The following is a 22343-nucleotide window of genomic DNA, read 5'->3' as shown; positions in this document are numbered from 1 at the left end:
ACGTAAAAATCGCGGCAGAAGTTACGCACTTCTGCCGCGATTTTTTTTGCCGAAAACTTTGTGGTAATATTCGTCTGCTTTCCGATATGAAACGATCCAAATACCTGAAACTAAGAAACGCCCAAAGATCCCGATCGGCGGATAAACAAACACGCCTGCCAAAACTGCTAAATTGATCAGCATAGATAATCTGCTGCGGCGATCCCGTGTCAAAACTTTCGCAACATGACTCTCTGGGTCATTGGCGGTAATGACTTTTTTTGATAACACCCCGTAAGAAAAACTCCACATCGTGTAGACCATGACATAAGAAACCTCTGGCCAAAATTCTCCAGGATTGCGTCCTACCCAGCTCGTGACGGCCGGACATAACGTTAGCCAAAATAACCAAAAAATATTTGCCCAGATAACCTTATAATTGATCTTTTCCGCCATCTGCATCATGCGATGATGGTTCACCCAGATAACTGCCACGAAAATAAAACTCACCGTATAGGCGAACAGTGTGTTGGTTATGCTCAGCAATGAAGCGAGTGTTGGCGCGTCTGGTATCTGAATATCCAACACGAGGACTGTCAAAACGATCGCAACCACGCCATCGGTAAATGCTTCTAAACGCGACTTTGTCATTTTTTCACCTTCTTTCTTAGAATAGCATGAAAAATGATTTTCCCTATATAATTTTACTCACTTTTTACCGGTTAATAACTGACAGGTTTATGTAAATAAAGTACAATATAAAAGAAATATGCTTAAAAAAATTCAGATTAATCGCCTAATTTAATAAAGGAGGAAAACAGATGTTATATGAGGAACTTATGTTTGATGCGTCGCTCCTCTTACGTTTTAATATTTTTAAATATTTAAATCAGTCCACCAAGCAAGTGTTAGCAATCAGTCAATTGTCAGAAGATTTAGATTTAAACTACCAGCAAAGTGTGATTGAATTAAATGAAATAGATCAAGAATTGGCGGAGATTCGGCCCAACCATGAAACGATCATGATGCGCGCCGGCAAAGTGAATTTAGAAAACTTAAATGCTACGATCGATGAGTATCGTTACCACTTGTTGCAACAGGCCGTCCCATTCCAGTTTATCTTATACTTCTTGAATGAAGAAAATCCAACAATTGAACAATTTTGTGAAAAATATTTTGTGAGCCGCTCTACCGTTTCCCGGAAGATCGACAAACTAAAAAAACACTTGAAACGCTTCAATATTCGCTTTACATACACAGAAGCCGGCATGTCCGGTGATGAACGCTTGATTCGTTTAGCGTTATTCGACCTTTTATGGCTTGGAACCCGCGGAATTGAATGCCCGTTAGATGTCGACCAGCATCAATTGGCGAAGATCATGGATACGTACAAGGATTATTTCCCACTGTCACGCACGTATTTCGGCAATCAGGAGATCAAGCTATTCACCAGCATCAACATGATCCGTGTCAGCAATAAAAAGTTCGTCAAATACGACCCTCGCTATAATTTCTTGATGAAGGACAATCCTTACTATGATTTTACGTCCTTACGGGAATTAGTAGATGTTCCCATGACGACCCGTCAATTGAAAGGTGAATCCAGTTTTATTTATTTCTTGGCGCACTACTCACCCTTCTATACGATTAGAGACGATCAAAGCATGAAACAGACGATCCATGACTTCGATGCTCGTCCAAATCCGGTCAATGATTTTGTTATGGAGTTCTGTACCTTTGCCAAAAAGGCATTGTTCCCAGATCGTCCGGAAATTATGGATGACCCTTTGGTTGTGGCAAATATGCTGAACATCACGTTCGGCTACTTTATTTTCCGTCAGCCGTTTCCTAGCATTATTGAATTGGTGCTGGACCCAGAAGCGAAGCAAACACGAGGCGAATACATTTTATTCCAAAACATCCAAAATTTCATGCAATTAGCTAAAGAGAATCCTTCTTACAGCTTTATCAGTTCGATCCATCCAATGATCACACGTGCCTTCAAGCGCTTATTATTGCCTTACTTTAATCAGTTTCCTTATGCGCATAATTTAAAAGTAGGGATCGCGTTAGAGCACAATGCAATTTTCGTTCGCGACTTGTACCGTTTCTTGGAAGATCTGCGCTTCATTGATGCCGAACCTTACGACGTGTCCTTGAAAGACGATTATGATCTGATCATCAGTTCTTCTTCCTTGTTGAAAAAGGAAAAACCAAATATTCAATTGTACCAACTGGATTTCCCTTATACTAAGAATGAACTTGTGCCGCTTTATTTAGAGCTGCGAAATATTTACGATAAAAAGAACCGAGTATACGAATAAGCTCGTGCCATTCTCGAGCCGAAAAGGAGCGCTTTCTAGGAAGCCCACCTCCTTTTCGGCTTTTTTGTCTTTTGAAGTGAGTGCTCCCTGCTAAAAAGCCTTCTTGTTTCAAAAGAAAAAGTAAGTACACTCTTGTTTATACTAATTAGAAAGATTTATTTTCGCTAAAATTAATTGTTTCTCTAGTCTTTTATCACATTTTATTCATAACTACTTGCTAATATATAAGCATACCAACAAACAACCCTAACACTTTTTCATTTTTTAACTCCTTTGCTCATCGGCCACCCACCGATGAGCTCTTTTTTTATAAAAATAAGATTAAAAATACTTGTCAAGTTAATTAATAACCATATTCTTTATAAAATTTTTAATTTTCAAACAATCCTCGTTCACACTTTTTTCACATCTCCTTGCTATTATATAAGTATACCAACAAACAACCCTAACACTTTTTCATTTTTTAACTCCTTTGCTCATCGGCCACCCACCGATGAGCTCCTTTTTTTATAATAAGAAAAAAACAAATATTTTTAGACCTACTTTTTTTGATTTTCTGCCAATCTTCATTCACAAATAATTCACAACTAGTTGCTATTATATAAGCATACCAACAAACAACCCTAACACTTTTTCATTTTTTAACTCCTTTGCTCATCGGCCACCCACCGATGAGCTCTTTTTTTGTCCCTAGAATACGGCGGTGATTTCATGCGTTTCATTCGCATTTTCTCTGCTGGTTGAGGCTCAAAAAGCGTAGGATTGTCGCCAATATTAGCCATAACGGACCCGGTCCAATCCTTATTTTTAGACGCAGCAAAAAAGAAGTCTCCGATTGAACGGACACTTCTTTTCTTTATATTCCTATTAAACTTCTAACATTTTCTCCGATATTTGTGTTTCAGACCCCACACCATTTACCAGACGGTCATAAATTTTTCCATCCTTCAAAAAAAGCACCTCTTTAGCCGCCTGCGCGACTTTACTGTCGTGGGTGATCATGACGATCGTGATGCCTAGTTCTTGATTGATTCGTTTAAAAATATTAATGACTTCTGCTCCAGCATTGCTGTCTAAATTTCCAGTTGGTTCATCGGCTAAAATAATTTGCGGTTCATTTATCAGTGCTCTGCAAATCGCCGCTCGCTGCTTTTCTCCAACAGATAATTCCTGCGGCAGCTTGTCCAAGAACTGCTCGATCCGCAACAGTTGAAAAAATGGCGCCATTCGTTCTTCTGCTTTCGTGATGTCCTGTTTATCCAAAATCGCTGGCAAAAGAATATTTTCCTTTACACTGATACTTTCCATCAAGTTAAACTCCTGAAATACAAAACCGATTTTTCTCCTGCGAATATCCGAGAGCTCATCTGGAAAAAGCGACTGCGTCCATCTGGATTCGAAGGCAACTTCCCCGCTGGTCGGAGGATGCATCAGGCCTATTATTTTCAGTAAGGTCGTTTTCCCGCACCCGGAGCGCCCCATGATACACAGGAAATCCCCAGGAAGAATTGTCAGATCAATCCCTCTTAATACGTTCTGCTGTCCATAATTCTTCTTGATTGCTACCGCTTCAATGATCGGTTCCATCTAGTTACCTCCACTTTTCAATTCGACGATAAAGAAAGACCGCCGTCAGTGCCCAACAAAACAAATACAGACTATAGTCTATTAGAAAAAGACGGGTAAATTGCTGCCATTCATCTATCGCAAAGAAACGCAGCGTGCCCATGATCCAAATAAAGCCCAAACTGATTACTAACCCGACAAGTATGGGGACGAGCAGGAAAAGTCCAACTTGCTCTTTTATTAGTTTCCGCTGTTCCTTCTGACGCATCCCTAATTGATCCAACAATCGCCTGCGCGCAAGCAGATCGTCGTGATCACTTTCAAAATTTGCTGCAAGTATCCCGACACTGATGAACAGGCAAACGAACACGGTAAACAACAACAATAAAACGTGTAACTGATTTTCAGTGACTACGTTTCGTTTTCGTTGAGCTTTCTCATACACAGGTTCGATCGCTGCGTCCCAACGTTTATCCTCCGCGTACTGCTGCTTCAAAAAATGCAGCGACGTGCCGACGGCTTGATCCCCAGTGATCAAAAATAACTGGCGAGGGGTCTCCATTTTAGCGAATTCCGCAAATTCCTCATCGGCGAACACAAGAATATTTTCTTGCAGGCCCCGTTGAAACATCCCGGTTAATAGCAGACGCTCCTGACTCTTGATTTGGCGCATTGGAAAAATCTGATCGACATTGGCAGTATTGTAGCTTTCTAAAGGCGTCCCGATTCGCAAACGCGGACGGGCGCTTTGAGGGTCCCAGTCAATCGGTTGCCCACGAATACTGATCGCCTGTTGATAAACGACATGCCACTGCCCCTTTTTTAATCCCAAAGGATGCTTCCCCAAGTGATTCATCTGACGAAGCTGTTGATAGGTTGCTTCTGAAATCCCGATATGCTGTCCTTGAATGAACATCACTGGTCGTGAAGTCCCGAAAAATTCCCACTCAGGATCGCCATCCACAGATGTGACAGACACATAAGGATACGTTGTCCACTGCGCGTGTTCCTGTTTCAACGCTCGTTCTACCTTTTTTACTTCTGGCTGTTTGACTTTTGCGACGACGTCATAGGGAAATAAAGAATCCACTGTGGTCAATTGAAGGGTGATCAAACGCGGCAAAAAGAAGCCCACTATCAACAACTGCAAAAGTGTGGTTAGCACAAAAACATGGATACTCTTGCGGAAACGATAGAAAAGATCGTTTCGAGAGAGCAGAAACACTCGTTTCTTATACTTACGTTTGACATATGCGCCACCTGCGCTGTAAAACAGTAGAAATAGTGCGACCGTCAGAGGCCCGATCACCAGCAACGTCTCCGCTGATTTTCGACGATGAAACCACCAAAAAGTCACTGCAAAAAAAAGCAGACCGAGCGTCAGGAATACGGGTAACCAACGTCCGCTAGGTTGATCGGGGCTCAGCCGCTCTCGTGGTTGAAACTGGATCAGCCGTAAAATCTTTTCTTGATGCACAGCCATCGCAACTATCCACAGCCCTGTGGATAACAACACGGCCCAACCAAAGCCTTCCCCGCCCCGAGTTATCAACAAGCTGGCGATACTCCCCAATCCGATTCCCAGTAATCCACAAAGACTAAACTCCTCCAGCAGCAGAAGAAGAAATGTCTTTTTCCGAATCCCCAGTTGGATCAGAAGCTTCATATGCTTCGCCTTAAAATCAATAAATAAACCGTCCATAAAACTCAAAAACAAGAACAGCAACAGGAGTAAGACCCCACCGGATTCAATCATGATCCGAAGAAGGCCCGTTCGATCAAAGAGACTCTCCACGCTGTGCCCGCTGCTAAATTCGTGATACGTGAAAAAAAGCAGGCGCACTACGAAAAACACCAGCGCATTCGATAAAACCAACAGCAGATAGTCCTTATAGTAAAAGCGGATATTTTTACGAATAATCTGATGCACCACCGGTGGGTAGCTTCCCGGAAAGGCCAGCCGCCGATTCCGTTCTTTCAAATAGGCTTTTTCAACTTTTTGCGCTTCTGCATACTTTCGGTCCCGTTCGACTTTGTCCTCTAGGTACCGATTCAGTAGAAATTCCAACGCACACAAAATCAAAAAAAGGACCAGCCACATACTGCTGGCATAAAATTGAATAAAAATAAAATAGAAAAACATCGTAAAGTACAACCAAGCTGCTTTTGCTGATTGCACGAAGGAAACGTGGCGGTGACGAGTAATCAGCAGTGCGTCGAGTCCATACAGAAGAACTAAGACCAAAAAGAAACCAGATCCTACTAAAAGACCGACTCCTGCGGGAAAAGCGGTTTGCCAAAAGTGCAGAAAATGACCACTCAACAAACTGCGAACCCAGACCTCGATCAAGCTATACCGTTGACCTGTTCCGCCAATAAGTTTAAAAAATAAAGCAATGCTGACTACACCGTAGCCAACGACCATAGAAATACGATCCATCCACTTTTGCATATGTGCCTCCGTCCTCTCTGCTACGTCCTTCTACTTACTATCATATCAGAAGAACACTCAGGTGAAAGCGCTTGTCCAAATTTCTTACAAGTGATAAAAAAAGACACCCGGCAACTGAACGCACAAAAAAACTAGATACCCTTTTATAGAGTATCTAGTTCAACAACTTTATTTTTTATGTGTTTCAAACAATGGGCTAACTGGTTTGTTTTCGTGGATACGTTTGATTGCATCCCCCATCAATACACCCACACTGATTTCATCGATCTTGTCGATTTTACGTTCTTCAGATAAGTAGATCGAATCAGTTACGACTAAATGCTCGATCGCTGAATCTTGGATACGCTGCATTGCCGGACCAGATAAAACAGGGTGTGTACATGACGCATACACTTGTTTAGCTCCCGCTTCTTTCAGCGCATTCGCTGCAAGTGTGATCGTCCCTGCGGTATCGATCATATCATCGATGATGACACACGTTTTGCCATCGACTTTCCCGATAATATTCATGACTTCAGCGACGTTTGCTTTCGGACGACGTTTGTCGATGATCGCGATCGGCGCCTTCAAGAACTCTGCTAATTTACGTGCGCGTGTTACCCCACCATGGTCAGGTGAAACAACCACGACATCGTCGCCGTAGATTCCTTTTTCTAAAAAGTAATCTGCGATCAATGGTGCACCCATTAAGTGATCCACAGGAATATCAAAGAATCCTTGGATTTGAGACGCATGCAGATCTAGCGTCAACAGACGTGTTGCGCCAGCTTTTTCGATCATGTTGGCTACAAGTTTGGCAGTAATTGGTTCCCGTGCACGTGCTTTACGATCCTGACGGGCATAACCATAATAAGGCATTACGACGTTGATTGTTTTTGCACTCGCCCGTTTCAAGGCATCGATCATAATCAACAATTCCATCAAGTTATCATTTACCGGACTACTTGTTGACTGAACGACATAGACATGACAGCCACGAATACTTTCTTCAATGTTTACTTGAATCTCACCATCGCTAAATTGGGTAACGGAACTTTTTCCGAGTTCAACACCAACTTCTTCAGCGATTTTCTCAGCTAGGGGACGATTTGAATTCAAAGCAAAAATTTTCAATCTTGGATCAAAATAATGTTTCGACATGGGGACCTCCACTTTCTTTTTAAACGTACGCTACCGATTATATACCATTTCAAATAAAATACTAGTCATTTCCTTTTAAGAAATCAAGAGATTTTCCTTAAAATGGCAGATGATTTGCATACCCTTCTTTGTTCACTTGACGTGCACGGGCGATGGCCATGTCGCCTTCAGCGATATCATTCGTGATCGTTGAACCGGCCGCGGTCGCACTGTTGTCAGCGATCGTGACAGGCGCGATGATATTGGTACCTGAACCGATGAAGACATGGTCGCCGACATGGGTATGGTGTTTATTTTTGCCGTCATAGTTGACAAAAACAACGCCGCAGCCCACATTGATATCTTTTCCGAGTGTCGCATCGCCTACATACGTCAAATGACCGACCTTCGTATTTTCACCGATCGTTGCTTTTTTGATCTCCACATAATTTCCGATATGGGCATTTTCCCCAATGTCCGCTTGTGGACGTAAGTGAGCATTTGGACCTACATCTGCATTTTTTCGCACGATGCATTCTTCTAAAACAGATGCTTTGATCTCAACATTGTCTTCAATCGTACTGTCGACGATTTTTGAATGTGCTCCGATGACACAGTCTGAACCGATCACCGTGTTTCCTTGAATCTGCACGCCGGGTTCGATGATCGTATCAGAACCGATCTCGATTCCTGCATCAATGTACGTCGTTGCCGGATCAATAAACGTTACGCCATTGACCATGTGTTGACGGTTGATGCGGCGGCGCATACTTTCATTGGCATTGGCTAATGCAATACGGTCGTTTACCCCTAAAGACTCCTCGAAGTCTTCCGTTTGGTAAGCGGCCACTGTTTGATCTTCGTTTTTTAAGATCTCAACGATATCCGTCAGGTAATATTCTCCCTGTGCATTGTTCGTTCCGATTTTTTCCAGTGCCGCAAACAGTTGTTCATTGTCAAAACAGTAGGTTCCTGTATTGATTTCTTGCGTCCGCGCTTCTTCTGGAGTGGCATCTTTTTGTTCAACGATTTTCTCTACGATGCCGACATGGTCACGTAATATACGGCCATAGCCGGTTGGATCGTCGGCATGAGCGGTCAGGATCGTCGCACTGGCCTTCTTGCCTTGGTGATAGTCAAACAAATTGTTTAAGGTTTGGGTCGTAAGCAGCGGCGTATCGCCGCTGATGACCAACGTTGTACCTTTTTTTCCTTTTAAGAATTCGGCTGCTTGCATCACGGCATGGCCGGTTCCTAATTGTTCCGCCTGCAGCGCGTATTCACTGCGGTCGCCTAATTGTTCCTTGACCATTTCCGCACCGTGTCCCACGATGGTCACGATCTCTGTTGGTTGGGTCTCTACCACCCGCTCGATAATATGTTCAACCATTGGTTTTCCTGCAACAGGATGCAGGACTTTGTATAATTTTGATTTCATGCGAGTTCCTTTACCCGCTGCTAAAATAATCGCGTAACGATTTTCCAAAAGAAGTCACTCCTTATTCGTTTAAACTGTTTTTTATATTTTGGGAAGTTTCTAACGAGACAGACCGTGCAACAACAAACAAAAACACGTTTTCCTTCCATTTGCGGTCTTTCGTCGATCTGTCATTTTCCGCGCTTCTACCATTTTACTAGCCAGACGAAAAAAAGGCTAGCCCGTTAGACTCCATCCATTAAAAAATAAAGGGAGTCCACTCAGCATAGCACTTCTATATTTTAGTTATCGAAGCAATTTCCCGGTACGACGGTAATGGTTTTCGTACTCGTATCGACATCTTGGACGAACAGCAATGAATTATAATCATCGATGGCGCGTTCACCTTTGAACTTCGATTCTGCAAAAACGGTAATACCCACAAGCTCCGCTTCAAATTCTTCGATCAGGCTCTTCATTCCGTTAACGGTCCCGCCGCCCTTCATGAAGTCATCCACGATCAAAACTTTTGATCCGCGTTTCAAGCTGCGTTTTGACAGTTCCATTTTCTCGATTCGCTCTGAAGAACCTGAAACATAATTCACACTGACGGTTGAACCTTCCGTAATCTTTGAGTCACGGCGAACGATGACAAATGGCGCGTTCAAGTAGTAGGAAACAGCCTGCGCGATCGGTACCCCTTTTGTGGCAACCGTCATGACGGCATCCACATTTTTGTCTAAATATTGCGCTGCGATGATCCGTCCTACTTTGCGAAGCAAGTCAGGCTGCCCCAGCATATCGGACAAGTAAACATAGCCGCCAGGTAATAAACGGTCTTCTTCTGACAGACGTTCCGCCAAAGATTCGATATATTCTTGCGCTTCCTCGTCTGTGATACTTGGTGTGAAGACAACACCGCCCGCAGCACCAGGGATCGTTTCTAAAAAGCCGGTTCCTCGTTCTTTGAATGTTTTCTTTACGATGGCTAAATCTTCACTGATCGATGATTTGGCCGAACCATATCTAGCTGCAAAAAATGTTAGTGGAATCAAGTCATGGGGATGATCCAACAAATATTGTGTCATGTCGATTAATCGTTCACTTCGACGTACTTTCACGTAATTCACTCCTATTTCAATTTAATGTCCTATTTTTCAACCGGAAAATAATACTTGATTTTGAGCGTCTATCTGTTCATAGAAAACGAATAGCACGCATTTGATCGTCTTTTCTGATTTATCGTTTCTCATTATAAGGGTTTAGCGAATAAAATTCGAGCATTTTCTTGTTTTAAAGTCGAAAAGTTCGGAATTTATTAATTATTGCGCAAAAAAAGAGGAAAAGCTTTCGCTTTCCTCTACTTTTGAACCTGTCTACGTTGAATCATGATTCGGAATTGGCGAATCCCGTTAACGATTAGGAACAATAAGATGAAGCCCAGTGTAATCGTTGCGCCCGGCGGTGTGTCTAAATAGTACGAGCCGGTCAATCCGCCGATCATTCCTATGAAGCCGACGAAAACACTGACGAAAATCACGATATTAAAGCTTTTGCCGACGCGCATCCCGATCGCGGCTGGCAGCACCATGATCGCCGAGATCAGCAGCGCCCCTGCGATAGGGATCATTATGGCAATGGCTACACCTGTGACCACATTAAAGATCATGGACATCATGCGGACAGGCAACCCATCCACTGCGGCGATGTCTTCGTCGAAGGTCAACACGTACATCGGACGTTTGAATAATAGGAACAAAATACCTACCAACACAAATAAAATCCCTAAAAAGACGACTTGCTGCCAAGTGATCGTAACGATCGAACCAAACAGATACGACTGTATGCTGACTGCCGAACTCCCCGGAGCCAGACTCATCAATACTAAGGCTACTGCCAAACCAGCCGCCATTAAAATCGCAATCGATATTTCCGAATAGGAGCTGTACATATTTTGCAAATACTCCATGATGATCGCTGCGACGACTACGACTAACAAGGTCGTCCCGGTCGGGTTCAAATTCAAGAAGAACCCTAAGGCGACCCCTGCCAACGAAACATGAGACAGGGTATCTGCCATCAGTGATTGGCGGCGAATGACTAGGAAGACACCCAGCATTGGGGCAATTCCTGCAATAAAGATAGCGGCTAGAAAGGCCCGTCTCATGAACTCATATGAAAGCAACGCCATTTTGAATTCTCCTTTCGCACCAATCGAATATGACGATCCATGTATTTTTTTGTATCTTCATGATCGTGGGTGATCATAAGAATGCTTTTGCCATGCGCGTGGGCGCTGTGGCGCAGCAATTCATAAAAAGCATTGCGCGATTTCTCATCCATTCCCGTAGTCGGTTCATCCAAAATCAGCAAATCGGGATTTTTAGCGAACAAACGCGCCAAGCTGATGCGCTGTTTTTGCCCACCAGACAATTCTCCGACCTTTTTGTGGCGCATATTCCACATATCAACGGATTCTAGTGCCTTTTGCACATGCTCGTGATCTCGAGGAGAGAGTTTTTTAAACCATTTTCCTTGCGGATAACGCCCGGATTCTACTAATTCCAAAACAGTGCTGGGAAATCCTGCGTTGAAGGAAGCGACCTGTTGCGGAATATAGCCGATACTCAATTTTTTCCCTTGGGAATTTTTTTTCGCAATGGTTACTTTTCCACTGCTGGGTTTTAACAACCCCAATGTCGCTTTGATCAATGTCGATTTTGCGGCACCATTTTCTCCAGTTAAAATGACAAACTCACCGGGGTCTACATGGTAAGAAACGTTTTCCAATACCGGTTCGTTGTCATAATAAAATGAAAGATCTTCTACCTGGATATACGACATTTTTTTCGCCCCTTTTTCCTATAAATGACTCGCTTTTCCAAAAAACGGAAAGCTTCTATTTAATACTTTCTTTTAATGCGTCTAAGTTCTCTCTCATGACAGAAACGTAATTTTCACCGTTTTTGAGTTGCTTGTCCGTCAAGCTTTCCAGCGGATTCAAGACTTCCAGCTTCACACCGGTCTCTTTGGATAAGGTTTCTGCCACTTTTGAAGAGGCATTTTCTTCAAAATAGATGACCTTGACGTGATGATCCTCTACATAATGTTTCAATTCGCTCAAGCGGCTCGGAGACGGTTCTTGGTCTGGAGAAATTCCAGCGATGGCTTCTTGCGTCAGCCCATACTGATTGGCCAAGTAGCCAAAAGCCGCGTGTTGTGTCACGAATGTTTTGTTTTTCGCCTCTTTGAATGCGGACTGATAGTCTGCATCTAAGGCTTTCAATTCTTCGATATACTTAGAGGCATTTTTCTCAAAAGCTGCTTTGTCCTCTGGGTATTTTTTACTTAACTGATCACGGATCGTTTCCACTTCTTTGAGCGCTAACGCTGGGTCCAGCCAGACATGGGGATCTAGATCATGGGAATGCCCATGTTCGTCGTGCTCGTCGGAGTCATGATCGTGTGTATCTTCATGGTCATGCGCTGTCCCTTCCATCAGTTTGATGTCCTTCGACGCTTGGATAATTTCAGTCTTCTTCGTATCGACCGTATCTGTCAGGTTCTTCGTCCACGTTTCCAATTCTGGGCTGTTGTAAACAAATACATCTGAATCGGAGATCTTAGCCAAATCTTTCGCTGACGGTTCAAAGTCATGGGGTTCTGTACCGGCGGGGATCAACAACTCCACCTCGCCTTTATTTCCTACGACCTGCTTCGTAAATTCATACATTGGATAGAACGTCGTCATGACTTGCAGTTTTCCTTCTGATGACGCTTCTTTTTTCTCTTGACTGCCGCATGCAGTCAGCAAAATTGATAGTACCACAGTTCCTAATAAAAGTAGTCCTTTTTGCATCTTCATCTATTGAAACACCTTCTCTTTACTTTTTAAGACAAGAATCAATTTACCAAATGTTTTTCTATCCGTCAACACAAATCGTAAAATTTACGATTTACTACATAAAAACGCTGATAAACCGTAATACAAATGAGGTTTTGTTCATATGAAAAAGGACACCTGTATCCGGTTCATTTGTGATTTTCCGTTATTTAATCCTTGCTTATCGAGAAGAAGGCAAAAAAAATAGACCCCTGAGGATCTACTTCAGCGTGCGAACGAGATACACTTCGTCGCAAAACCCTTTTAATGCATTCAACACATGCTTGGCCCGCGAATATTTATGGCACAGTGCATAGACCGTTGGGCCGCTGCCGCTCATCATCGCCGCGTCGGCACCATACTTCAACATTCGATCTTTTAATTGTTGGATCACCGGATGCTTTTTGATGGTTACAACCTCCATCGAATTGCCTAGATTCTCAGTCATTTTCTGATAATCATTTTCTTCAATGGCAGACACCAGCGCCTCGATGTCTGGATGATACAGATCCTCCATGACGATCTTGGCAAAAATCGTACGCGTCGAAACACTCATTCGCGGCTTGACCACCACTACCCAGCATTGAGGCATTGGTGCGATCGGGGTCACCTTTTCTCCAAATCCTTCTACTAAAGAAGTCTGCCCATACACGCAATAAGGCACGTCGGACCCAACTTCCGCTCCAAGGGCCGCTAATTCCTCAATTGAGAGCCCCAAGTTCCAAAGGCGATTGACCGCTCGCAAAGCCGCCGCCGAATCCGTTGATCCGCCACCTAAACCAGCCGCTACTGGAATTTCCTTATGGATTTTGACCCGCAGTCCTTTATCTATGTTAAAACGCTCTTTGACCAGCTCCAGCGCTTCATAAACGTGGTTCTTTTTATCCGTGGGTAAAAAAGCCTTATTGGTCTCAATGATAATTTTATTTTCGGGAATCTCTTCCAAATACAAACGATCCGCTAGATCAATACTTGCCATGACCATCGCCAATTCATGCAAGCCATCCGGTCGTTTGCCTAAAATATCGAGGCCCAAATTGATCTTCGCTGGGGCCTTCTCCATAATCTCCATTTTCTCACCCGTTCAAATTTTTCACTAGACGATTCTATCATAGCCCATAGTAAATGTATAGATAATTCATTCTAGCATAGGCGCTTTAAATAAGTTGAATATTTTCACCTGAGGCTTTACCATGAAAGAAGGAGCTACTTTCAAAACTCAACAAGAGGATTACCCGCGACATGTTCCAGATTTTTAGCACACGTTCGATTGCCGTATGAAACAAGGCTATGACAAATGAGGAGGAATACTGTATGAATCTATTACCGAAAAATGACTGGTTGGATGGAGAAGATTTAGTTGGCAAACTGGTGAACACCTTTTGGGATGATCGCAAAATGAGTGTGGATATTCGCGACATGGATGACCACTATGAAGTAAAAGCGGATCTCCCTGGTTTTGAGAAATCAGAAATAGCGATTCATTACAACAATGACATTCTTTCAATCGACGCAGAACATTCTACCGAAAACGAAGTGAAGGATGATGGTCGTTTTGTTCGCAGAGAACGTGCCACCAGTGCGTACCACCGCCAATTCGCTGTGCCAGACATCGCCGACGAAGAGATCCGTGCGACCTTTGAAAATGGGGTCCTGACGTTGACCTTGCCGAAAGAAAACTACGAAGAGAAAAAAGGCAAAGCGATCACGATCGATTAATTTCTGCATACAAAAAATACGAGCGCGCTTTCGCGGCTCGTATTTTTATACTTCGATCATTTCTTCTGAGATCGTAGCACCCTTATTCTTTCCTCTACCGATCAAAAATAATAATTGCAAAGCGGAAAACAGGAAGCTGCTGTCTTTCATGTAGGCAAAATACCTTGGGCGCCATTGATCCACGTAGACATTTTTTTCCTCTGCTACCTGTTGGAAGGCGTAAATCGAGTGACCGTATTTATAAATCAAATTCATGATCCGCTCTCCTAAAAAGGCAAAGGACGTCTCGCCCACTTTTGCTAACGGAGCCATGCCTTGATAGACTTCTGTGTAGCCTTGTTTTTTCAGCTCATCCATCAAATGCAGCTTCAAGAACGTCGGCAGCTCATTCGGCACGTCATTTCGAAAACGCAGAAGATCAAAGGAAGCCTGTGCACCGTTAATCGGCTGTTCAGTAATGAAGCCGACGATTCGGTTTTGCGGATCACGTGCGATCCCCACATTGCTTGTTTTGATATAACTGCGGTCAAAACGTCCAACGGAGAAGCATTTCTCTTTTTCTCCATTTAACCATTCATCAGAAATTTCCTCTAACTCATCGAAAACTTCTTCCGGCAGCTTTTCAAAGTAAATGAACTGGTACCCCTCATTGGTCAACCGTTTGAATTCAAAGCGATCCGAGAAAACATCTAGCTTGTGCCGCGTAAAGTCCGTCACACCTGTTTCGCCGATCTTATCAAAATGGAAGCCAAGGTCATGCAAAAGCAGCACGTATTCTTCAGAGATCTTATAAAACGCCAACTGGTAGCCCAATCGATCCGCGTGCTCCATAAACGCAAACGTCGCGGCCTGCCACTTTTCAGGATTTCCCACAGGATCACCTAACACAAAACACTTATTGGCACGGGTTTGAAAGCCGAAAATAATTTGATCATTGCCATTTTCCTGATAATAAAAATACTGATACCCTGAAACGCGCAAGTAGTGACTAGCGGGTGTGCCGCCATACCGGTTGATTAAGTAATTGAATCGTTTTTCATCCCAGGCAACACCTAATTTGGTCTCACTTTGTGTTAAATAGTGGTACAAAATCGCCAAACACAAGATCGATAGAATCAAACCGATCAGCCCCGAGAACCAAATATCCCCTGAAGGAAAAGCAAAATACTTCGTCGACAAGCGTTCAGTGCTCCAAAGCTGCCCACTGTGATAGCCTGCTACCGCGTAGAAAATAAACAACAGGCCGAACAAAATCCCGTCAAACAGCAAGGCGCCCCAAGAATAAACAAAACGTTCCTTGTAAAACTCTTTCCGTGACATCCATACAATCAGCAAAATCACTACGTAAACAACGATCAGTCGAATCGAGGCTGTCCGTGCTACCGTATTGACGATGCCAAAAATCAATAGCAAGATCGTCGGCCAGAAAGCGCGCTTGACCTTTTGCGAGATGCCTCGCGCAAAGCCTAAGAGTAAAAAACCGACTAGCAGATTCAACGTTTGATCTAGAAAATCGAATGAAAAAGGCAGCAACACCTGAAACAAGCGATTGATGTTGGAGAGATTGGTCAGTGTCGATAATAGAATCATCATTATTCCGGCAAAATACACCGCCGTTACCATGACAACATGCGCGATTTTTTGCGAAAGCACACGTGGCAGATTATCAAAATAACGATTCATTTTAACACTGGTATTGGTCAAAAAGAGAACGATCCCTGTGAGAAACGGAACCAAATAATAAAAGATCCGGTAAAACAAGATCCACACGACCGCCGTGCTTTGATCCAGTCCCAAATGCCCCAGACCTAAGATCATCATCACGTCAAAGGTTCCCGCACCTCCCGGAACCATCGTCAGCATCCCTAAGCCAGTAGCAATCACAAACATCGGGTAAACTTCCCCGATCGCGATGCGTACCCCCATCAGATAGCCCACGAGTAAGAAGACTGCCAAAGCCCCCAGCCATTGTCCCAAAGACGCTAGATACAATTCAAAAATCTGTTTTACTCGAAATTCTTTAAAAATCGTTCGCCGACGTCCATAGACAAAGCCGAAAAGCAGCGGCGCAAACGCCCCGCCCGCAAGCAGCCAAAAGCGATAGCGAACAAAAGCATTCTCTGTTCTTAGGAAAATCAGATCCAGCGAGGTGATGAGGGCCATGATCGAAAGTCCCGCCAACATAAAGAGCGCGATCTTGGAGATCACCGCTAGGACCTTTTTCTTTTCCATTCCCTTGCCATAGAAGCTTGACCGCAGGCTCACTCCGACGACCCCGCCAAAGCCTGCCAAGTTATTGATCGTATTCGTGGTCCATGCAGACACGAACCACTCTTTGCGGTTCATTCGCGGCCGCCCCGTTGCTTCGAGAGTCGTGATAGCCACATGATCGTATAAGAGCATAGGCAGGACTCCGCACAGTCCAATACCTAACATGCTTAATAATGTTAGTTGATCTTGTTCTTTGATTGTTTGCCAAACCGTTTGCCAGCTCATTCCATGGGCAATATTTTTCACTTGATTTGCTACGAAAAATAAGACGATCCCAAAGAAGATGATTTTAAGTAACGTAGCATGTCGTTTGAACCAGCGACTGATAGTCGTCATCCTTCTACACCCATTCTTTCTTTTCTTGTACTCTATTTTAAATGAATTCTTGTTATGAAGCTATCCTTTTAGAAGAATGGGGACATTAAAAACATAATTTGTTATTTATTTTTTGAAATAAAACGCCCACTTTTTATGTGAAGGCGGCGTAAATGCCCACAAATAAAACAGTCAAACGAATTTTGACCATAAGAAAAAGCCTCAAAAATGAGGCTTTTTGCTATTTTGCATAATCGGTTGCTCGTGTCTCACGAATAACCACAACTTTGATATGTCCTGGGTAATCCAATTCGTCTTCGATTCTGCGGCGAATGTCGCGAACCAAACGAACAGAATCCAAATCAGAGATCTCTTCTGGTTTGACCATGACACGAACTTCACGTCCTGCTTGGACTGCGAAGCTTGATTCTACACCATCAAAACTGTTTGAAATATTTTCTAAGTTTTCTAAACGACGAATATAGTTTTCCAATGATTCGCTTCGTGCACCTGGTCGAGCAGCAGATACTGCATCGGCAGCGGCGACTAAAACAGAAATGACAGATGTCGCTTCTGTGTCTCCGTGGTGAGAGGCGATCGCATTGATCACTACTGGATTTTCACGATATTTCGCGGCAAGTTCCGCACCGATTTCCACGTGAGACCCTTCGATCTCGTGATCCAGTGCCTTCCCAATATCATGAAGCAATCCTGCGCGTTGCGCCAATTGAACATTTTCGCCAAGTTCTGCAGCCAATACACCGGTTAATTTGGCTACTTCAATTGAGTGATTCAACACGTTTTGACCATAGCTGGTACGGAAATGCAAACGGCCTAAAATCTTGATCAAATCTGGATGCAAGGTGTGGGCGCCCACTTCAAAGGCTGCCTGTTCCCCGTATTCACGAATACGTTCATCCATTTCCTTACGTGATTTTTCAACCATTTCTTCAATCCGAGCTGGATGAATCCGACCATCTTGAATCAATTTCTCTAACGTCATTCGGGCAATTTCCCGTCTGATTGGATCAAAACCAGACAACACGACTGCTTCAGGCGTATCATCGATAATCAAATCGATCCCCGTCAATGTTTCCAATGTCCGGATATTACGGCCTTCGCGTCCAATGATGCGGCCTTTCATCTCATCATTCGGCAACGTAACGACCGAAACCGTCGTTTCAGAAACAGCGTCAGCGCCGCAACGTTGAATCGCCATCGCTAAAAGATTTTTCGCTTTGCGATCGGCTTCTTCTTTCGCCCGTTGCTCAGATTCCTTGACCATTACTGTTAACTCGTGGTTCAATTCCTCTTCTGTCGTCTTCATAATAATTTCTTTTGCTTCATCTTTCGTTAAAGAAGCAACTTGTTCCAGTTTTGTTTGTTGTTCATTAATCAGTTGTTCTACATCTTTTTCTCGCTCGTCAATTAATTGCTGTCTAGCACTGATCTTTGTTTCTTTTTCTTCCAGTGAGTGCTCACGCTTCTCTAAAGAATCGTCTTTACGATCTAAAGTCTGTTCTCTTTGAAGCAAGCGATTTTCTTGCGATTTTAGTTCTTGTCTGCTTTCTTTCAACTCACTTTCAACTTGTGCGCGATACTGCTGGTTTTCTTCCTTGGCTTCCAACAAAGCTTCTTTCTTTAAGGTCTCCGCTTCTTTATTCGCATGCGTAATGATCCCTCTAGCTGTGTTTTGTGCCCCATCAATTTCTTTTTCATGACGTGCTTTCGCTGCCATGAAACCCAAACCAAGACCGACAATTAAACCGATGATAGCGAGGAGAATAGGAACTAACAACATTAAATCCACCTCCGTACTATCTTATTTACCTATCTGTAGTTTTTTGATAAACGAATGTCTAATATTATCAATATGCCTACTTGCATATGTGTGAGTGTCACACAACTTTATTCTAATGTTTGTCTGATAGCGTGTCAACTTTATTTCTCTTTTGTCAGACTCGATAATAAAGCGCTTTGATTTACGTGAAATCAATCGTAAAAAAACACTAATGACCGTACAAAAAATGTCTGGTCATTAGTGTCATTTCGTTTTTTATTCTTCCAATGGCAATTCTTCTTGTCCAGCCTCGTCTTCGACCGATTCGCCTTCCTCACCGATCCCGTATGCTGCACGCACACGTGTCGCAACTTCAGCCATCATTTCTGGATGATCAGCCAAATATTTCTTGGCGTTTTCACGCCCTTGTCCGATACGGTCCTCTTTATAGCCGTACCAAGCACCGCTCTTGTCGATGATGTCCTGTTCAACAGCCATGTCTAGCAACTCACCTTCTTGTGAGATCCCCAAACCGTACATGATGTCGACTTCGGCAACTTTAAATGGCGGAGCCACTTTGTTTTTTACAACTTTGATTTTTGTGCGGTTCCCGACGATGTCCGTCCCGTTTTTCAATTGTTCCGCACGACGTACTTCTAAACGAACCGTCGCGTAGAATTTCAATGCCCGTCCACCAGGAGTCACTTCTGGATTCCCGAACATCACGCCCACTTTTTCACGGATTTGGTTGATGAATACGGCGATCGTTTTGGTCTTGTTGATTGAACCCGATAATTTACGCAACGCTTGCGACATCAAACGAGCTTGCAGCCCAACGTGTGCGTCACCCATTTCACCATCGATCTCAGCCCGAGGCACTAATGCTGCCACGGAGTCAATTACAATGATGTCGACAGCGCCACTTGAGACCAGCGCATCCGCAATTTCTAATCCTTGTTCCCCTGTATCTGGTTGTGAAAGCAGTAATTCATCGATATTCACGCCCAAACGCTGTGCGTATTGAGGATCTAATGCGTGTTCGGCATCAATAAAGGCAGCCGTTCCGCCGTGTTTTTGAACTTCTGCGATCGCGTGCAATGCAACCGTTGTTTTACCAGAACTTTCTGGTCCGTATACTTCGACGATCCGGCCGCGAGGGTAACCACCCACACCTAACGCCACGTCCAATGCCAAAGAGCCGCTTGGAATCGTTGAGATTTTTTGGTCGACCTTCTCACCTAATTTCATGATCGAACCTTTTCCGTAATTCTTTTCAATCTTCTTCATTGCAGCATCTAAAGCTGCCTTGCGATCATTAGCCAATAGCTGATCCTCCTAATTCCTATTTTAATAGTTATTTTCAGAAAAATAATTTTGATGGTCCTGATGTACATCCATTCACTGCGCTGCTGGGGATTCGATTGGAGCAGTTCCCCCTCCTTCTTAACACCCGTTTTTGTGCTTCTTACTCGGGAAGACAGCGCTCAACTAATCATACGTTCGACACATTTTGCTTTTTCAATATCCCTAGTTTATCGGTTTGAAATCAAAAAAGCAAGCAAAAAACGAACAAACATTCGCATTTTTAATTTTTGTTTAGAATTGCTCGTCGCAACATGTCTAAGCCCTTCATCACGGAACTGTGGCGGACATAGTCTCGATCTCGAGCAAAGTGATTTTCACTGACAAGCGTGTCGCCATTTCTTTGTGCCAATGCGATATAGACGGTACCTTTAGGTTGTCCTTCTAATTCATCTGGACCCGCAACACCTGTAAAGGATAAGGCAAAATCTGTGTCTGCTAAGCGCCGTGCGGCTTCCGCCATCTCTCTGGCGCACGCTTCGCTAACGACCCCTACACGTTCTAATAACGCTGGATCAATGCCTAAGAAGCTGGCTTTTGTTTTTTCAGAATAGGTCACAAAGCCTCCCGGAAATACCTCAGAAACGCCTGGAATCGTCCCCAGAGTCGCTTGGAATTCTCCCGCAGTCAGACTTTCCGCCGCCGTAATACTTAACTTCTGCGCCTTAAGCAGATCCACAACGACTTCGACCAAACTATTCTCTTCCCCGTATCCGTAGAAGAAGGCGCCGACCTTAGCCATGACTTCTGCTTCTGCTTGGTCCAATAACGCATTGGCTGAGCGCTCATCCTCGGTCTTTGCAGTGATTCGCAAGGTGACCTCATTGGGTTTCGCATAAGGAGCGATCGTTGGATTCGACTGGTGCTCGATCATTTCTGCTAATTCCGTCACCAATTTTGATTCCCCGATCCCAAAGAACCGCAGCACTCGCGAGGTCAGCTTTTCCGTCGTTGGAAATTCTTTTTCCAGTAATGGGCGCGCTTGCTCCAAGAACATCGGCTTCAATTCACTCGGTGGTCCAGGCAATAAAATGTAATTGTTCTTTTCACCTTTGTACAGACAGCCAATCGCCAACCCTGTACGATTCGGCAACGGAATCCCATCCTGCAATGTCTCGATCTGACGCAGGTTGTTAGGCGTCATTGTCCCTTGACGTTGCGCAAAGAAGGCATTCAAAGCATCTAATCCTGCTTGATTTTGAACCAACGGTACCCCAACATGATCGGCTAAGACATTCTTGGTCAAGTCATCATCGGTCGGTCCTAAGCCGCCGCACAAAAGAATCAGCTCGCTGCGAGTGTCTGCTAATTGAAGCAGTTCTTCTAAACGTGTTGGATTGTCTCCAACGACTGTATGAAAATAGACTTCCACCCCCATATCCGCTAATTTTTCTGACAAGAACGTCGCATTCGTATTTACGACTTGTCCTAACAAAAGTTCTGTTCCTACCGCAATGATCTCTGCTCTCATTTCTTCCTCTTCTTTCTAAGATACGCCATTTTTTCTCAACTATAACAGAAAAAACGATCAGAACGATAGATTTTCATACCGTCCTGACCGTTTTTATTACATCGAGCCTTTAAATAGCGCCGTATTTTTTGCAAAGTAGTCGTATCCTGAATAAACGGTGAAGAATAAGCAGACATACAACATGATTTGATCCATCGGAATCCCGATGAAATTAAAAGGTACATTGTTTAAGTAAAGCAGTACGATCCCGACCATTTGAGTAGCGGTCTTGATTTTTCCGGGCATCGCTGCTGCCATGACACCGCCGCCTTGCTCTACGATCAAAAGGCGCAGCCCTGTGACTGCTAATTCCCGGCAAACGATGATGGCGATCACCCACGCTGGGGCTTTTCCTTGTTCAACCAAGATGATAAAAGCGGTCATAACCAGCATCTTGTCTGCCAAGGGGTCAGCAAATTTTCCAAAGTTCGTCACCAGTCCTCGCGCTCGGGCGATCTTACCATCCAGATGATCCGTGTAGCTGGCTACTGCAAAGATGATGGCACCTACTAGCTGCGTGACTGCAAGACTTGTATTCCCTACCTGCAACGTTCCCCAATCCCATGGAGCCAAGACGATAATCATAAATATTGGGATCATAAAGATCCTGAGAACGGTCAATTTATTGGGTAAATTCATTGTTGAT

The 22343-nt window shown here is 43.8% G+C and carries 17 protein-coding genes; 2 read left to right on the top strand and 15 right to left on the bottom strand.

Annotation, left to right across the window (positions count from 1 at the left end; all coding sequences use genetic code 11):
• Positions 1 to 21: 21 nt before the first annotated feature.
• Positions 22 to 630 carry a TMEM175 family protein gene (locus IGI66_RS00860; protein WP_010782084.1) on the bottom strand — a complete coding sequence of 203 codons (609 nt, stop codon included), beginning with the start codon at positions 628 to 630 and terminating at the stop codon, positions 22 to 24.
• 170 nt (positions 631 to 800) lie between these two features.
• On the opposite strand from IGI66_RS00860, the gene IGI66_RS00855 reads away from it, so the two are divergent.
• Positions 801 to 2303 (top strand): helix-turn-helix domain-containing protein, encoded by a 1503-nt coding sequence (locus IGI66_RS00855; RefSeq protein WP_010782085.1) that lies wholly within the window; start codon positions 801 to 803, stop codon positions 2301 to 2303.
• Positions 2304 to 3170: 867 nt separating this feature from the next.
• Here the strand turns inward: IGI66_RS00855 and IGI66_RS00850 are convergent.
• The 9 genes from IGI66_RS00850 to ispE all read right to left on the bottom strand — a co-directional run bounded on the left by IGI66_RS00850 (position 3171) and on the right by ispE (position 13812).
• The gene (locus IGI66_RS00850; protein ID WP_438847048.1) at positions 3171 to 3890 is read right to left on the bottom strand and encodes an ABC transporter ATP-binding protein; all 720 of its coding nucleotides are present in this window, start codon (positions 3888 to 3890) and stop codon (positions 3171 to 3173) included.
• Between the two features lie 4 nt (positions 3891 to 3894).
• Complete coding sequence (locus IGI66_RS00845; RefSeq protein WP_438847047.1) at positions 3895 to 6321, bottom strand: hypothetical protein; 2427 nt, start codon at positions 6319 to 6321, stop codon at positions 3895 to 3897.
• A gap of 168 nt (positions 6322 to 6489) precedes the next feature.
• On the bottom strand, positions 6490 to 7461 hold the full coding sequence (locus IGI66_RS00840) for a ribose-phosphate diphosphokinase (protein WP_010782088.1): 972 nt from the start codon (positions 7459 to 7461) through the stop codon (positions 6490 to 6492).
• 97 nt (positions 7462 to 7558) lie between these two features.
• Positions 7559 to 8926: a bifunctional UDP-N-acetylglucosamine diphosphorylase/glucosamine-1-phosphate N-acetyltransferase GlmU gene (gene glmU, locus IGI66_RS00835; RefSeq protein ID WP_086305901.1), complete on the bottom strand. Its 1368-nt coding sequence runs from the start codon at positions 8924 to 8926 to the stop codon at positions 7559 to 7561.
• A 233-nt stretch (positions 8927 to 9159) separates the two neighbouring features.
• The gene (purR, locus tag IGI66_RS00830; protein ID WP_010782090.1) at positions 9160 to 9978 is read right to left on the bottom strand and encodes a pur operon repressor; all 819 of its coding nucleotides are present in this window, start codon (positions 9976 to 9978) and stop codon (positions 9160 to 9162) included.
• Positions 9979 to 10217: 239 nt separating this feature from the next.
• Positions 10218 to 11048 carry a metal ABC transporter permease gene (locus IGI66_RS00825; protein ID WP_010782091.1) on the bottom strand — a complete coding sequence of 277 codons (831 nt, stop codon included), beginning with the start codon at positions 11046 to 11048 and terminating at the stop codon, positions 10218 to 10220.
• Positions 11021 to 11701 (bottom strand): metal ABC transporter ATP-binding protein, encoded by a 681-nt coding sequence (locus tag IGI66_RS00820; RefSeq protein WP_010782092.1) that lies wholly within the window; start codon positions 11699 to 11701, stop codon positions 11021 to 11023. The genes IGI66_RS00825 and IGI66_RS00820 overlap by 28 nt, the downstream gene beginning before the upstream one ends.
• 55 nt (positions 11702 to 11756) lie before the next feature.
• A complete protein-coding gene (locus IGI66_RS00815) occupies positions 11757 to 12722 on the bottom strand; it encodes a metal ABC transporter substrate-binding protein (RefSeq protein ID WP_438847043.1) in 966 nt (321 codons plus the stop codon).
• Between the two features lie 238 nt (positions 12723 to 12960).
• Positions 12961 to 13812, bottom strand: a complete 852-nt coding sequence (ispE, locus tag IGI66_RS00810; RefSeq protein ID WP_044925958.1) for a 4-(cytidine 5'-diphospho)-2-C-methyl-D-erythritol kinase — start codon at positions 13810 to 13812, stop codon at positions 12961 to 12963.
• A 242-nt stretch (positions 13813 to 14054) separates the two neighbouring features.
• Between ispE and IGI66_RS00805 the strand changes: the two genes are divergently transcribed.
• Entirely contained in the window at positions 14055 to 14459 is a 405-nt protein-coding gene (locus IGI66_RS00805) for an Hsp20/alpha crystallin family protein (RefSeq protein WP_010782095.1), read from the top strand.
• 45 nt (positions 14460 to 14504) lie between these two features.
• Here IGI66_RS00805 and mprF read toward each other — a convergent pair whose 3' ends face one another.
• The 5 genes from mprF to pgsA all read right to left on the bottom strand — a co-directional run bounded on the left by mprF (position 14505) and on the right by pgsA (position 22336).
• Positions 14505 to 17066 carry a bifunctional lysylphosphatidylglycerol flippase/synthetase MprF gene (gene mprF, locus IGI66_RS00800; RefSeq protein ID WP_438847041.1) on the bottom strand — a complete coding sequence of 854 codons (2562 nt, stop codon included), beginning with the start codon at positions 17064 to 17066 and terminating at the stop codon, positions 14505 to 14507.
• 220 nt (positions 17067 to 17286) lie between these two features.
• A complete protein-coding gene (rny, locus tag IGI66_RS00795) occupies positions 17287 to 18843 on the bottom strand; it encodes a ribonuclease Y (protein ID WP_010782097.1) in 1557 nt (518 codons plus the stop codon).
• Between the two features lie 258 nt (positions 18844 to 19101).
• Entirely contained in the window at positions 19102 to 20148 is a 1047-nt protein-coding gene (gene recA / locus IGI66_RS00790) for a recombinase RecA (RefSeq protein ID WP_010782098.1), read from the bottom strand.
• 262 nt (positions 20149 to 20410) lie between these two features.
• Entirely contained in the window at positions 20411 to 21658 is a 1248-nt protein-coding gene (locus IGI66_RS00785) for a competence/damage-inducible protein A (RefSeq protein WP_114525267.1), read from the bottom strand.
• Between the two features lie 96 nt (positions 21659 to 21754).
• Complete coding sequence (pgsA, locus tag IGI66_RS00780) at positions 21755 to 22336, bottom strand: CDP-diacylglycerol--glycerol-3-phosphate 3-phosphatidyltransferase (protein WP_010782100.1); 582 nt, start codon at positions 22334 to 22336, stop codon at positions 21755 to 21757.
• Positions 22337 to 22343: the final 7 nt, after the last annotated feature.

It is taken from the genome of Enterococcus sp. AZ048, assembly GCF_051715125.1.
Taxonomy (GTDB): Bacteria; Bacillota; Bacilli; order Lactobacillales; family Enterococcaceae; genus Enterococcus_A; species Enterococcus_A gilvus.
Note: the sequence above shows the minus strand (reverse complement) of the source record. Positions and strands in the feature narration are given on the sequence as shown.

Excerpts from the sequence above, each read along its gene's own strand:
- IGI66_RS00860 (WP_010782084.1), bottom strand. The coding sequence starts at position 630 with ATGACAAAGTCGCGTTTAGAAGCATTTACCGATGGCGTGGTTGCGATC.
- IGI66_RS00855 (WP_010782085.1), top strand. The coding sequence starts at position 801 with ATGTTATATGAGGAACTTATGTTTGATGCGTCGCTCCTCTTACGTTTT.
- IGI66_RS00850 (WP_438847048.1), bottom strand. The coding sequence starts at position 3,890 with ATGGAACCGATCATTGAAGCGGTAGCAATCAAGAAGAATTATGGACAG.
- IGI66_RS00845 (WP_438847047.1), bottom strand. The coding sequence starts at position 6,321 with ATGCAAAAGTGGATGGATCGTATTTCTATGGTCGTTGGCTACGGTGTA.
- IGI66_RS00840 (WP_010782088.1), bottom strand. The coding sequence starts at position 7,461 with ATGTCGAAACATTATTTTGATCCAAGATTGAAAATTTTTGCTTTGAAT.
- IGI66_RS00825 (WP_010782091.1), bottom strand. The coding sequence starts at position 11,048 with ATGGCGTTGCTTTCATATGAGTTCATGAGACGGGCCTTTCTAGCCGCT.
- IGI66_RS00820 (WP_010782092.1), bottom strand. The coding sequence starts at position 11,701 with ATGTCGTATATCCAGGTAGAAGATCTTTCATTTTATTATGACAACGAA.
- IGI66_RS00815 (WP_438847043.1), bottom strand. The coding sequence starts at position 12,722 with ATGAAGATGCAAAAAGGACTACTTTTATTAGGAACTGTGGTACTATCA.
- ispE (WP_044925958.1), bottom strand. The coding sequence starts at position 13,812 with ATGGAGATTATGGAGAAGGCCCCAGCGAAGATCAATTTGGGCCTCGAT.
- IGI66_RS00805 (WP_010782095.1), top strand. The coding sequence starts at position 14,055 with ATGAATCTATTACCGAAAAATGACTGGTTGGATGGAGAAGATTTAGTT.
- mprF (WP_438847041.1), bottom strand. The coding sequence starts at position 17,066 with ATGACGACTATCAGTCGCTGGTTCAAACGACATGCTACGTTACTTAAA.
- IGI66_RS00785 (WP_114525267.1), bottom strand. The coding sequence starts at position 21,658 with ATGAGAGCAGAGATCATTGCGGTAGGAACAGAACTTTTGTTAGGACAA.
- pgsA (WP_010782100.1), bottom strand. The coding sequence starts at position 22,336 with ATGAATTTACCCAATAAATTGACCGTTCTCAGGATCTTTATGATCCCA.